This is a genomic window from Bartonella rattaustraliani AUST/NH4 (assembly GCF_000312565.1).
In the GTDB taxonomy this organism is placed as follows: domain Bacteria; phylum Pseudomonadota; class Alphaproteobacteria; order Rhizobiales; family Rhizobiaceae; genus Bartonella; species Bartonella rattaustraliani.
In genome coordinates this window covers 23961-37169 of record NZ_CALW02000006.1, presented here as the reverse complement: position 1 = coordinate 37169, position 13209 = coordinate 23961, and the positions used below count along the sequence as shown (strand labels likewise).

Sequence of the window (13209 nt, the reverse complement as noted above, 5' to 3'; positions counted from 1 at the left end):
TGAAGAGGGTTTTATTTAATCCCGTGGGATAAAAATATGTCTAAATATATTGCAGGACCTGAAATTGAGCGTCTTATTCAACTTTTAGCGCGTATACCAGGCCTTGGTCCACGTTCAGCGCGTCGTGCTGCACTTCATCTTATCAAAAAAAAGGAAACATTGCTGGAACCGTTGGGAATAGCAATACAAGCTACTGTGAACAAAGTCCGCGTTTGTTCTGTTTGTGGAAACGTCGATACAATGGACCCTTGTTCGATTTGTACAGATCCACGCCGTGATGAGACAACAATCATTGTTGTGGAAGATATTGCTGATCTTTGGGCTCTTGAACGTGCAAAAACTTTAGCAACCCGGTATCATGTCTTGGGTGGACGCCTCTCTCCGTTAGATGGAATAGGTCCTGATGAGCTCAACATTGCGTCCTTAATACAACGCGTTGTAAAAAATTCAATTGCCGAGGTCATTCTAGCCGTTAATGCAACCGTTGAAGGACAAACAACCGCTCACTACATTACTGATCAGCTCTCTCATTTTCCCGTTAAAGTTACCCGTCTTGCTCATGGAGTGCCCGTAGGAGGTGAGCTTGATTATCTTGATGATGGAACTTTAGCAGCAGCTCTTCAGGCAAGGACAAATATTTAAAAAGTTTTTCTCTTTTTTGTTATTTTTTATTATGGGGGACATGCGTAAAGTGCTAAAAAAACGTCTCTTTCCTGAATAACTTTGGCCCAAGCATTCTCATATGTCTTCTCATATCCAATTTAGCCTATGGTTTAAAAACCGTAGAAAGACAACTTTTTACAGAAGCATGGCTTGAAAGTCTTGTTTTGGCAATTCTCTTAGGATCTATTACTCGTAGCTGTTTTACTTTGCCACAATATTTTCAAAAAGGTATAACTTTTTGCGCAAAAACACTTCTCGAAATTGCCATTGTTCTTCTTGGTGCAAGCATCAATATCCGAGTATCCACACAATTTTTTCAGCTGGTTGGAGTTTGCTTGCTGGCATCGTGTTTATTGTCTTTATCACTATTCTGATCAGTTTTTTTATTGGATACCTTCTTGGACTTTCTAAAAATTTATCAATATTGGTTGCTTGCGGAAATGCTCTTTGTGGCAACTCAGCTATTGTTGCAACTGCACCTGTTATCAATGCAAAACATGAAGATGTCGCCGCTTCAATTGCTTTTACGGCTCTTTTAGGCGTTCTTATTATCTCGCTTCTCCCCTTTTTACATCCATTACTCAATTTATCCTTTAACCAATATGGTGTTCTCTCCGGCATAGTGTCTATGCCGTACCACAAGTCTTAGCAGCAAACAGCACCTATTTCTTTTACAAGTGTTCAAATTGCAACAATTGTTAAATTGGTGCGAGTTTTAATGTTAGGACCTGTGATTTTTGTTTTCTCCATCCTGTATCACCGATCAGAGCAAATACACTTTCACTTACATGCCCTCGTTCCATAGTTTATCATCGGTTTTATTCTCATGATACTTGTTCAATCAAGTGGCCTTATTCCTACAACAGTTCTCAACCCTATCCGATTTATTGCCCAGTTACTCACTGTCATTTCAATGGCTGCATTAGGATTAGGGGTAGATATTCACTCTCTCAAAAAAGCAGGATGGCGCATCATTTCAGCATCAATCTGCTCTCTATTTATTCTTGGTGTTTGCAGCTTCATCATGATAAAAGCGATAAATCTATCTTTTAAAAAGCGATTTTAAAAGATCTTCGTTTTTCAACCGGTTTGCAACAACCCTGCGAGCTTACTGCTTTTTTCATAAAATCAGATCAACATTTCCCTAATTTTCTTATCAGCTTCATAAACATCAACTCTATTTTCTTTATAGTCGTATAGGAATTTTTAGCGCAATGTGTTGTCACAAAAGTGAAATTTTCATAAAAAGCGCATAAAATATACCACTCTAATAAAATAAATACTCCCCTCTATCGCTCTTTTAAGTCACTACTGCCTCCTCTATATCATCACAAAACATGAATGCGTATTCACTCAAGATCTCTTGCACGTGACAAATAAATACAATATATTGATTTATAATAATTATTTGTCATTCCTTACCTTAAATCATAATCCCAAATACCCATAAGCTTCTCTCATTTCAAATCACTTCATGTTGAATCAGTTTTATTCACTTGGCTTTACACACTCAGCGGAATTGGCATATGAGTAAAACGAGAACAGAAAGGAGAAAAAGTGCCTCTCATGAACCGCCTTCATGCAAGGGCTGTCACACATTGGGCGCTGGTAAATATTTAGTAAATATACACAATCTGGTAAAGTGAGTGATGGTGCTAATTTATCCCTTTATCAGCGTGAAAATGATGGTGTGCGATGGATTTATTGGTATACAACTCACCCACACTGCCACGAAATTGGCTTCTTAGGAACTCTAAGAAATGTTTCTTAAAAAAAGCGTGTGAACATGCAACACGGTGGCGTTCTGTTTTGCGTGATGGTCGTAACCCCATTAAAGAACGTGCGAAACAAAAAAGCTGCACTTTTACAAAAAATTGCGTTTTCATTTTATAATATAAAATAATTAGCAGAAAATATTTAAAAAACGATGTTTCCTCTTGGCTTTCCCATTTTCTTAGAATATTGCAAAGATACGCATTAAAAAAACAACAACATAATAAACCTTTTGTTTCTCCTCTTAATTTAACTAAAATACTTTTATGCTTATCCTTGCCATAGACACTGCTTCAATTTATTGCACCGTTGCACTCATCGATCATAAAACTGTCATTGCCCGTATCAGCGAATGCCTCAACAAAGGACATGCGGAAAAGCTCATTGGACATATTGCACAAATAACAAATCAAGCCAAGATAACTCTTCATCAAGTTGAGCGCATTGCTGTCAATATTGGACCTGGATCATTCACCGGAGTGCGTGTTGGTGTTTCAACAGCACGCGCTTTAGCATTAGCGCTTGAAATACCCGCTGTTGGTGTTAGTGCACTTGAAGCGTTAGCCGTACAAACAACTAATGTGGACACCACACCAGCAATCAGTGTTGTCATGCAAGCCGGTAGAGATATGTTTTATCACCAAAACTTTAACAAAGACCTCTTACCTTTAGGAGCGCCTGGCTTAAAAACAATTGAAAATGTCATTGATGATTTACCACAACCAACAAGACTAACTGGTCCAGCCGCAGATATCGTTGCCCTGCACATGAAAAACAATCAGATAAACAAAAGGATTGTACAAGACCAAACGCTCTATGAGGCAGCAGACATTGTAAGCTATGCCTCTCTTGCGGCAAACAAAAAACCTCAAGATCCACCACGCCCACTCTATTTACGCAATGCTGATGCAAAACAGCAAACCGGCTTTGCTTTACCACGAAAAAAATAATGTCCAAACTTTCATTGATAAAAAAGCATTTTGACATTTCTCCATTACAAGCTGACGACAGCGATTCCCTTTGTCACATTCATCAGCATTGTTTTACCCCTGCTTGGGAAAAGCACGCTTTTGATGATTTTTTAACAGATCTCTCGATCTTCGGATACAAAGCTTCTCTGTGTGAGAAAGCTGATAAAATTTTAGGCTTTTGTCTCTGCCGTCTTGTTCTTGATGAAGCAGAAATTATTACAATAGCTGTCCACCCGCATTTTCGTCGACAAGGAATTGGTTTCCTCCTTCTCGATAGTACACTTCGCCATCTTCACCACGAACATGCTATAAAACTCTTTCTGGAAGTAGAAGAAACCAATCTTTCTGCTTTAAAGCTTTATCAAAGCTTTAAATTTCAAAAAATTGCTAAACGAATCGCCTACTATCAAGCAAAAAATAGCCGCACAGATGCAATTCTTATGCAAAAAACTTTTAAGTAAATAGATTGAGATTTGTGTAAAAAGCATTTAAACATACATTATGACGAAAGTAAATTCTAAAAATACGCCCCCTGTGACTCATAAAAAGGTTTTTATCAAAACCTATGGGTGTCAAATGAATGTTTATGACAGCCAGCGCATGACGGATAGCCTTAGTGCTCAAGGTTATGTTACAACAGAAACACCAAATGACGCAGATCTTATTCTTGTTAATACTTGCCATATTCGTGAAAAAGCGGCAGAAAAACTCTATTCTGATCTTGGTCGCTTACGGGTCATGCGTCAAGAACGCGCACCTGACAAGCCCCTTATGGTCGGTGTAACCGGTTGCGTCGCACAAGCTGAGGGAAATGAAATTTTGCGCCGTGCTCCAATAGTGAATCTTGTCATCGGTCCGCAAATGTATCACCGCTTACCAGATTTGTTAGAGAAAGCCAAACAAGGGAAAAAAGTTGTTGAAACAGATTATGCCGTCGAGGATAAATTTGCTCGTTTACCGCCTCATAACAAACGTGCTGTGAGAAAACGAGGCGTTAGTGCATTTTTAACAGTACAGGAGGGCTGTGATAAATTCTGCACTTTTTGTGTTGTTCCCTACACACGCGGTGCTGAAATCTCTAGATCTGTTGAGCAAATTACCGAGGAAGCTCGTCAACTCATTGAAGCGGGTGTTAAAGAAATTACGCTGCTTGGACAAAACGTCAATGGTTGGCACGGACAAAGTGCTAATGGCAAAACTTGGCGCCTAGGTGATCTTCTCTATCATCTTGCCAAACTAGACGGTTTAAAACGTCTCCGTTACACAACCAGCCACCCACGGGATATGGATGACAGCCTTATTGCTGCACACCGAGATCTTGACATCTTAATGCCTTACTTGCATCTGCCTGTGCAATCAGGTTCAGACCGTATCTTAAAAGCCATGAACCGCCAACATAAAAGTGTTCATTATCTTCAGCTTATCGAAAAAATTCGTACCGCACGACCTGATATTGCTTTTTCAGGTGATTTTATTGTAGGATTTCCAGGAGAGACTGACGAAGATTTTGAAGAAACTATTAAGCTTGTTAAGCAAGTGCAATACAGTTCAGCCTATTCTTTCAAATATTCGCCTCGACCTGGAACCGTTGGTGCAACAATGAAGAATCATATTGATGAAACTGTAAAAGATGCCCGACTCCAATATTTGCAAGTTCTTCTGCTCGAACAGCAAACCGCGTTTTTGCGTTCTAAAATTGGGAAAACAACCGATGTTCTTATCGAAAAGGCCGGTCGTCACTCTGGGCAAATGGTAGGGCGCTCACCTTGGCTTTTACCTGTTGTCGTAGATACACAAGTTTCTACAGGAACCATCATGGAAATTCATATTAAAAATGCGGGCTCAAATAGTTTTGTCGGTGAAATAGCAAATGCGTAAACACAGCTCTGACAGTTTTCTCATAAAAGAGATTTTCTCAAATCTCTTTTATTTTTGAAGAAAATGATTACATCTAAAGCATACACTATAAAAGAAAAATTGTTTTATACAATTCCTTAAAGAGTATGTACGGTATTTATATTAAGTATGGGAGAATAGGTTGAAAGCTTCAACCGAAAAAGTAAAACGCATTAAAGAAAAAACACATGTTTGTTCTGAAGGTCCTGATATCTCGAAAAAAGCAAACATATCAGATGTGCATCATTCTGTTTTAATTTTTGAAAACAATCAATATGCAAAAGCAGTCTTTGGCAAGTTCGACGAAAACCTTGCTTATATCGAACAAAAACTCGGACTTAGTATTCATCCACGTGGCAATGAAGTTTTAATCCAAGGAAATATTGTTGCTATAAAATGCGCACAACATGTATTACAACAGCTTTATGAGCACGCTAAAACATATCAAGAGCTTACTTTAGCAAATATAGAAGGGGCAATTGCCATAGCAACACGACAGCAAGCAACACCAAAAACAACCCAATCATCTGCAAAAAAACAGGTACCAGCGCGGTTGAATATCCATAAAAAAGTCATCCATGCTCGAACCCCAACACAAAATACTTACATACGTGCAATGGAACACAGTGAACTTGTTTTTGGTGTAGGACCAGCAGGAACAGGCAAAACATATCTTGCGGTTGCTCACGCTGTAATGCTTCTAGAACGGGGTATTATTGAGCGCATTATCCTTTCACGCCCTGCCGTTGAAGCGGGAGAACATCTTGGCTTTCTTCCCGGTGATCTTAAAGAAAAAGTTGATCCATATTTACGACCACTTTATGATGCCCTTTATGATATGATACCCGCTGAAAAAGTAGAGCGCATTTTAGCGTCTGGTGTGATAGAAATTGCTCCTCTTGCTTTCATGCGTGGACGGACTCTTACTCATGCAGCTATCATTCTTGATGAAGCACAAAATACCACACCGATGCAAATGAAAATGTTTCTCACGCGCCTTGGAGAAGGAGCACGAATGATTGTTACCGGCGATATAAGCCAAATTGATTTACCTTTAGAGCAGCAATCAGGTTTAACCGAAGCAATCCGTATTCTTGCAAATATAGAAAATATTGCAATTGTCCGTTTTGATGAAGAAGATGTTGTGCGTCACCCTCTTGTTGCGGCTATCGTCGCTGCCTATGATCATGATTCTAAAACAGCAAACAAAGAATCCCCATTTTCAAACAGTGCGCCTAAAAAATGAATTTGATTTATCATGATTACTATTGATATAATTGTTGAAAGCGTTGGGTGGAATAATGAGGAAGTGCTTTATAAGATCACCGAAAAAGCATTAACAGCGACAATGAAACAGCTTTCATTGGAAAATGCCGCAAGTGAAATTAGTCTGCTTTTTACGGATGATGAACATATGACACAGATCAATGCACAATGGCGTGGTAAAAATAAACCCACTAATGTGTTGTCTTTTCCTGCTTTTCCACTTAAAGCTGGCGACCCTCCTGGTCCCATGCTGGGTGATATCATTATTGCACGAGAAACTGTTGTTCTTGAAGCAAAGAAGGAAGGAAAAACATTTCAAGATCACTTAACACATATGATTGTCCACGGTCTCCTTCATCTGCTTGGCTATAACCACGAAACACATGATGAAGCGCTGCAAATGGAAGGACTCGAAAGAGAAATTCTTCAAAAGCTCTTCATAAAGGACCCTTATGTTGAATTGTCTCAAAATGATAAAGATTAATTTCTTAAATTAAGATCACTATCATCTCATTTGAGATATCTTACACCTCTATTATAAAAAGATTTAAATTTAGAATATTTCAAAACCATGGACAACAAAATAAACGCACCAAATAACAAGCAAACATCTTCTAATATGAAAGAAAGTCCTTCTCAACAGATGAATCACACAGAAAAATACTCTCTCGTGAATCATGTGCTTTCATTTTTGCGTGGACGCAATTCTACATCACTGCGCGATGATCTTACCATTGCACTCACAACTGATAATGAAAATGATATTGCTCCCTTTTCGCCTGAAGAACGTACTATGCTGCATAACATTTTATGCTTGCGCGAAGCACGCGTTGATGATGTTATGATTCCACGTTCTGAAATCGAAGCATTGGAAATCAATACTTCTCTTGGCGAGGCACTTAAATATTTTGCAAAAATAGGCCATTCTCGCATACCTGTTTATGCTGAAACCCTAGATGACCCACGAGGAATGATCCATATCCTTGATATTTTGAATTATATCACGCGCTTTATTGCTAGCTCAACAAAGACCAATCAAACATCCGATTCATTAGAATTAAGCCATAAGGACTTGCACACCCCAATCGGTGAATTAAACCTCATTCGAACAGTTCTCTTTGTTCCTGGCTCCATGATGGCAAGCAAATTACTAACACGCATGCAAACCACACGAACACAAATGGCTCTGGTTATTGATGAACATGGTGGCACAGATGGTTTAGTTTCGATGGAAGATATTGTTGAATTGGTTGTGGGTGATATCGAAGATGAACACGACAATGTCGACAATGCTATTGTGCGCGAGCACAATAATAAATGGCTTGTTGATGCAAGAACAGAATTAGACGATGTGGAAAAAGCCCTTGGTCCTGATTTTATAATAGGAGAATATGCTGATGAAGTCGACACTATTGGTGGTTTGATTGTCTCGATTCTTGACCGTATTCCTGCAAAAGGTGAAGTCGTTGAAGCCGTACCTGGTTATCGATTTCGTATTTTAGAAGCCGACAAACGACGGATTAAACGATTACACATTTTTCGCATTCAAGAAAACGAGAATTCTGAGAACAATGCCACTTCTAAAAAATAGTCAGACGTTTTTAAACAAATTCACACTTTTCTTATTTTCTGTTACCAGCTGGAAACGGCAAGCGTGCGTATTTTTATGCGGTGCTTTTACCTCTCTTGCACTTCCACCCTTTTATTTAACACTCCTTTGCTTTATTACTTTCCCTATCTTTACTGTTGTACTTGACTCAATACAGACTATCAAAAACACTAAAAAGCGTTTTTTGACCTATGCTCTCAGCTGTGGAACTTTTGGCTTTAGTTACTTTATTTGCAGTCTTTGGTGGCTATGCAATGCTTTATTGGTCGATCCTGATAGTTTTGGTTGGGTGATACCATTTGCCATTTTCGGACCTCCCATCTACCTTTCTCTTTATTGGTTTTTTGCGGGTTTCATTATCGGTTTATTATGGACAAGGGGAATAGCACGCTTCTTTGTTTTAGCCTTTGCATTGGGATTGGCAGAATGGTTGCGCGCATTCTTATTGACAGGCTTTCCATGGAATTCTCTTGGTTGTACAGCTATGCCAACCCCAATGCTCATGCAATCTGATGCAATCGTGGGAATTTATGGCATGAATATTCTTGCTGTCTTAGCCTATAGTTTACCCACTGTTTTATTAACCGATGAAAAAAAGAAATCTGCACTTTCTCTTTGCTTATTGCTTGTATTGGCTCACAGTGGTTTTGGGTTTTATCGTCTCCATACCATACCGCATACAGAGAATGATCCTCCAAATCGTTATTGGGTGCGCATTATTCAGCCTTCTATCCAGCAAAATATAAAACTGAATCCCACAACACGAGAAGCTCTCTTTGCAGCACATATGCACTTGAGTGCAACACCAACAAAAGATCATAATCCAGAACCCGACTTTATCATATGGCCCGAAGCATCCGTTCCTTACCTTCTCTATGACAAATCTACCACCGCAATGCGCATTGCTTCTCTGCTAAAACCCAAACAATGGGCTATTGTTGGTGCTATACGTACCCGTTATGATCACCTTGAAGCGCAAACACAATATTTTAATACAATTGCAGTTATTAATAATAAAGGTCATATTTTAAATACTTCTGATAAACTTCACTTGGTTCCTTTCGGAGAATATCTCCCCTATCAAAATTTATTGGAAAAAATTGGACTGCATATTCTTGCTGATGAGATTGGTGGATATAGTGCTGCGCAAACGCGTAAAACCATTATAATGCCAAATGGGTTTTCTTATCTTCCGCTGATTTGTTATGAAGTCATATTTCCCAATGAAATGACTTTTAAAGGCCCTCCTCCTCAAGCAATTATTAATGTCACGAATGATGCATGGTTTGGTGTAACACCAGGCCCCCACCAACATCTTCAACAAGCACAACTGCGTGCAATTGAAATGGGAATTCCTCTTATACGAGCAGCCAATAATGGAATATCAGCTGTTATTGATTCTTATGGACGAATCGTTGTAGCTCTCCAGCAAAATGCTGTTGGCATTATTGATTCACAAATTCCACCATCCATCCCCCTTATATGGAGCAATAAATACAGAATATTCTCTACTTTCATCTTATTCACTCTTATGCTACTGTGCCGCGTTAGTTTTGGTTTCGCCAAACAGCTCAAATAATTAGATAGTCGTGTACGGTATGATATTGTGCGTACCGGTAACATTGGGAAAAATTATTACATTTTATCTTCATTATATGTTAAACAAACCTCGCATAAATTTGATGTTTGTTTGAAAGTGAAGTGCTGAAAACAAAGAGTTGCATTATGACCGATACTAGAAAAAAACCCGACCCTATAGATGTCTACGTCGGAACCCGTATCCGTTTACGTCGTAATATTTTAGGGTTAACCCAAGAGAAATTGGGAGAAAAATTGGGTATTACTTTCCAACAAGTCCAAAAATATGAAAAGGGGACCAACCGTATTGGTGCAAGCCGTCTTCAAGCAATTGCAGAGATTATGGATGTTCCTGTTTCCTATTTTTTTGATAAAGGCATTCATACTCAACACGTGGAAGGCTTTGCTGAAAGTGACAATGATTTTATGGATTTTTGCTCTAGCAATGAAGGAATCCAACTGATGCGTGCTTTTACGAATATATCTGATGCAAAAGTACGTCGTAAAATCATTGACTTAGCAAAAGCGCTTTCTGAAGAAGATCTTATAGATAAACTATAAAATACTATTTTTTACTCACCATAAAGGTGTATTAACGATTTGCTATAAGATTGGCAAATAAAAGCAACTGTTAATAAATAATTAAGAGACTGTTGTTTTTCTTTTTTGAAGGAGTTCCTATGCCGCATCAAGATTATCTTTTTACAAGTGAATCGGTATCGGAAGGGCATCCTGACAAAATTTGCGATCGTATTTCCGATGAAATCGTTGATATGGTCTATAGGGAAGCACAAAAGACCAATACTGATCCATGGCTCATACGTGTTGCTTGCGAAGTTTTGGTCAGTGTAAACCGTGTTGTTATAGCGGGTGAGGTGCGTGTTCCTGATACACTGTTAAAAAAAGATAAAAATAAAGAGTTTATTTACGATGAAACTGGTGCTCCACTCATTAATCCTACGCGTTTTCGTGCAGTAGCACGTCATGCTATTCGTGCAATTGGTTATGAACAAAAAAGTTTCCATTGGAAAACTGTTAAAATTGATGTTCTTTTACGCCCCCAATCAACAGACATTGCACGGGGTGTTGATCATGCGACAGATCAGCATAGTAAAGAAGGTGCTGGTGACCAAGGTATCATGTTCGGATATGCTTGCCGTGAAACACCTGATCTCATGCCTGCTCCTATTTATTATGCGCATAAAATTCTTAAACTTCTTGCGACAGCCCGCCGCAAAAAAGAAGGCGAGGCTGATAAATTAGGACCAGATGCCAAAAGTCAAATAACGATACGGTATAAGAATGGAAAACCTATAGAGGTTACATCCATTGTTCTTTCAACACAACATATGGATGAAAGTTGGGATTCGCATAAAGTACGTACAGTGGTTGAGCCTTATATTCGTCAAGCCTTACATGATATTCCTATTTCTGCGCAATGCAGTTGGTATATTAATCCAACAGGAAAGTTTGTTATCGGAGGTCCTCAAAGTGATGCAGGACTTACGGGGCGTAAAATTATTGTTGATACTTATGGGGGGGCAGCACCCCATGGGGGAGGCGCTTTTTCAGGTAAAGATACGACAAAGGTTGATCGTTCTGCAGCTTATGCCGCACGTTATTTAGCGAAGAATATTGTTGCAGCTGATTTAGCAGAACGATGCACTATTCAACTTTCCTATGCAATTGGCATTGCACAACCCTTATCTATTTATCTTAATCTCCATGGAACAGGAAAGGTCGATGAAAAAACTCTTGGAGCAGCCATTCGTAAAATCATGGATCTGTCACCAACGGGCATTCGAAAACATCTGGACCTTAATAAACCTATTTACACAAAAACAGCTGCCTATGGTCACTTTGGGCGCGCTCCCGAAAGTGATGGTTCGTTTTCATGGGAAAAAACAGATCTGATTGAAACACTTAAAACAATGATTAAAACATCATGATTGATCATTATACATGTATGCGTGAAGCTTTTTTTGGGCGCCGACAAGGAAAACGGTTACGGGATAGTCAGCATGTACGGATTAAAACACTGCTCCCAATTCTCAATATTGATGTCAATACCCTTCCACCCTTAGACTTAACCTCCTTATTTTCCAGTAAAGTAAAAGAAGTTCGGCTTGAAATTGGTTTTGGTGGAGGAGAACATCTCCTTCATGAAATGGAACATTTTCCACAAACTGGGTTTATTGGTGTAGAGCCCTTTATCAATGGCATGGCAAAAATATTAATGTCTCTTGAGCAACATACACAACATCAAAACCATATTCGCCTTTATGATGACGACGCTATACATCTCCTTGATTGGCTTCCAGAGGCATCTCTTGATGGAATAGACCTCCTCTATCCTGATCCATGGCCGAAAAAGAAGCATTGGAAACGACGCTTTATTAATGTCAAAAATCTTAATCGTTTTGCTCGCGTTCTCAAAACAGGTAAAAAATTTCGATTTGCCAGTGATATTGATGGTTATATCAATTGGACCCTTTCTCATTGTGCACAGCATAATAGCTTTGAATGGGAAGCAGAAAATCCTCATGATTGGAAAACGCCCTATCCTGTATGGACTGCCACGCGCTATGAAACAAAAGCGTTGCGTGAAGGACGAACACCAACCTATCTTACCTTTATCAAGAAATAAACGAAGAAATGCTTTTCTTATAAACAACTTGAAAAATTTTGAATTTAAGAGTATCAATAGTTAAATTCTTAGTCTTATGATAAGGAGTGGGTTACAGAACCCGCTCTTTTTTAATATCATAAAGCTAGTGAAAAAACTTGGATAAAGTCTATGAGCGAAACGGAAAAAATAAGCAATCTTGATGAGCCTCGTTTGTTTGAAGAAGAAGGCATAGAAGCACGTATTGCTAATCTTGTCATGCCATTATTGAAGCCTTTGGATTTTCGTTTGGTTCGTGTAAAGCTTCTTGGTTTAAATGGTTTAACACTTCAGATTATGGTTGAACGTTCTGATGGTTCGCTGACTGTAGAAGATTGTGAAGTTGTTAGTAGAACCGTTTCCCCCCTTCTTGATGTACAAAATATTATCGAACGCAAATATCATTTAGAAATTTCATCTCCGGGAATTGATCGTCCATTAGTTAGAAAATCTGATTTTTTTCATTGGCAAGGACATCTTGCAAAAATTGAAACAAAAATAGCCATTGATGAACGCAGAAAATTTCGTGGAACACTGATGAATATCACACAGGATGGATTTACTTTAAATGCTGATAAAGCCGCTTATGGAGAAGCCATGTATACTTCTATTGCCTTTTGTGATGTCACAAATGCGCATTTAGTACTTACCGATGAACTTATTCGCGACGCATTGAAAAAAAATAAAGATTTAAGTCAACAATCCATTCCCGAAGATAAGCCTAACGTCGTAAAACAGACATAAAATCACAAAAATTAATATCACTGGGAAATGCCCACCATGTGGCA

The 13209-nt window shown here is 38.8% G+C and carries 13 protein-coding genes and 1 pseudogene; all 14 read left to right on the top strand.

The window, feature by feature from the left end; genetic code table 11:
* Nucleotides 1-36: 36 nt before the first annotated feature.
* The 14 genes and pseudogenes from recR (at nt 37) to rimP (ending at nt 13165) form a co-directional block, all read left to right on the top strand.
* Nucleotides 37-642, top strand: a complete 606-nt coding sequence (recR, locus tag BN67_RS00490) for a recombination mediator RecR (protein ID WP_019222220.1) — start codon at nt 37-39, stop codon at nt 640-642.
* 71 nt (nt 643-713) lie between these two features.
* On the top strand, nt 714-1037 hold the full coding sequence (locus BN67_RS15365; protein ID WP_425277072.1) for a putative sulfate exporter family transporter: 324 nt from the start codon (nt 714-716) through the stop codon (nt 1035-1037).
* A pseudogene (locus tag BN67_RS13345) lies at nt 1010-1729 on the top strand (YeiH family protein). The gene BN67_RS15365 and the pseudogene BN67_RS13345 overlap by 28 nt, the downstream one beginning before the upstream one ends.
* A gap of 973 nt (nt 1730-2702) precedes the next feature.
* Nucleotides 2703-3386, top strand: coding sequence for a tRNA (adenosine(37)-N6)-threonylcarbamoyltransferase complex dimerization subunit type 1 TsaB (gene tsaB / locus BN67_RS00475; RefSeq protein WP_019222219.1), 684 nt, complete (start codon nt 2703-2705; stop codon nt 3384-3386).
* Nucleotides 3386-3868, top strand: a complete 483-nt coding sequence (gene rimI / locus BN67_RS00470; protein WP_019222218.1) for a ribosomal protein S18-alanine N-acetyltransferase — start codon at nt 3386-3388, stop codon at nt 3866-3868. The genes tsaB and rimI overlap by 1 nt, the downstream gene beginning before the upstream one ends.
* A 40-nt stretch (nt 3869-3908) precedes the next feature.
* A complete protein-coding gene (gene miaB / locus BN67_RS00465) occupies nt 3909-5285 on the top strand; it encodes a tRNA (N6-isopentenyl adenosine(37)-C2)-methylthiotransferase MiaB (protein WP_019222217.1) in 1377 nt (458 codons plus the stop codon).
* 160 nt (nt 5286-5445) lie between these two features.
* Nucleotides 5446-6549 (top strand): PhoH family protein, encoded by a 1104-nt coding sequence (locus tag BN67_RS00460; protein WP_019222216.1) that lies wholly within the window; start codon nt 5446-5448, stop codon nt 6547-6549.
* 12 nt (nt 6550-6561) lie between these two features.
* Nucleotides 6562-7053 carry an rRNA maturation RNase YbeY gene (ybeY, locus tag BN67_RS00455; RefSeq protein ID WP_019222215.1) on the top strand — a complete coding sequence of 164 codons (492 nt, stop codon included), beginning with the start codon at nt 6562-6564 and terminating at the stop codon, nt 7051-7053.
* Between the two features lie 87 nt (nt 7054-7140).
* The gene (locus BN67_RS00450) at nt 7141-8160 is read left to right on the top strand and encodes a hemolysin family protein (RefSeq protein WP_019222214.1); all 1020 of its coding nucleotides are present in this window, start codon (nt 7141-7143) and stop codon (nt 8158-8160) included.
* Entirely contained in the window at nt 8141-9757 is a 1617-nt protein-coding gene (lnt, locus tag BN67_RS00445) for an apolipoprotein N-acyltransferase (protein WP_019222213.1), read from the top strand. Before BN67_RS00450 ends, lnt begins: the two co-directional genes overlap by 20 nt.
* Before the next feature lie 146 nt (nt 9758-9903).
* Nucleotides 9904-10317: a helix-turn-helix domain-containing protein gene (locus BN67_RS00440; protein WP_019222212.1), complete on the top strand. Its 414-nt coding sequence runs from the start codon at nt 9904-9906 to the stop codon at nt 10315-10317.
* Nucleotides 10318-10436: 119 nt separating this feature from the next.
* Nucleotides 10437-11705: a methionine adenosyltransferase gene (metK, locus tag BN67_RS00435; RefSeq protein WP_019222211.1), complete on the top strand. Its 1269-nt coding sequence runs from the start codon at nt 10437-10439 to the stop codon at nt 11703-11705.
* A complete protein-coding gene (locus BN67_RS00430) occupies nt 11702-12403 on the top strand; it encodes a tRNA (guanine(46)-N(7))-methyltransferase TrmB (protein ID WP_019222210.1) in 702 nt (233 codons plus the stop codon). The genes metK and BN67_RS00430 overlap by 4 nt, the downstream gene beginning before the upstream one ends.
* Nucleotides 12404-12553: 150 nt before the next feature.
* Nucleotides 12554-13165 (top strand): ribosome maturation factor RimP, encoded by a 612-nt coding sequence (rimP, locus tag BN67_RS00425; RefSeq protein WP_019222209.1) that lies wholly within the window; start codon nt 12554-12556, stop codon nt 13163-13165.
* The last annotated feature ends 44 nt before the right edge of the window (nt 13166-13209 follow it).

Bases quoted from the DNA above. Each gene is read 5' to 3' on its own strand.
- ybeY (WP_019222215.1), top strand. From the start codon at position 6,562: ATGATTACTATTGATATAATTGTTGAAAGCGTTGGGTGGAATAATGAG.
- recR (WP_019222220.1), top strand. From the start codon at position 37: ATGTCTAAATATATTGCAGGACCTGAAATTGAGCGTCTTATTCAACTT.
- BN67_RS00430 (WP_019222210.1), top strand. From the start codon at position 11,702: ATGATTGATCATTATACATGTATGCGTGAAGCTTTTTTTGGGCGCCGA.
- metK (WP_019222211.1), top strand. From the start codon at position 10,437: ATGCCGCATCAAGATTATCTTTTTACAAGTGAATCGGTATCGGAAGGG.
- BN67_RS00440 (WP_019222212.1), top strand. From the start codon at position 9,904: ATGACCGATACTAGAAAAAAACCCGACCCTATAGATGTCTACGTCGGA.
- tsaB (WP_019222219.1), top strand. From the start codon at position 2,703: ATGCTTATCCTTGCCATAGACACTGCTTCAATTTATTGCACCGTTGCA.
- rimI (WP_019222218.1), top strand. From the start codon at position 3,386: ATGTCCAAACTTTCATTGATAAAAAAGCATTTTGACATTTCTCCATTA.
- BN67_RS00450 (WP_019222214.1), top strand. From the start codon at position 7,141: ATGGACAACAAAATAAACGCACCAAATAACAAGCAAACATCTTCTAAT.
- lnt (WP_019222213.1), top strand. From the start codon at position 8,141: ATGCCACTTCTAAAAAATAGTCAGACGTTTTTAAACAAATTCACACTT.
- rimP (WP_019222209.1), top strand. From the start codon at position 12,554: ATGAGCGAAACGGAAAAAATAAGCAATCTTGATGAGCCTCGTTTGTTT.
- miaB (WP_019222217.1), top strand. From the start codon at position 3,909: ATGACGAAAGTAAATTCTAAAAATACGCCCCCTGTGACTCATAAAAAG.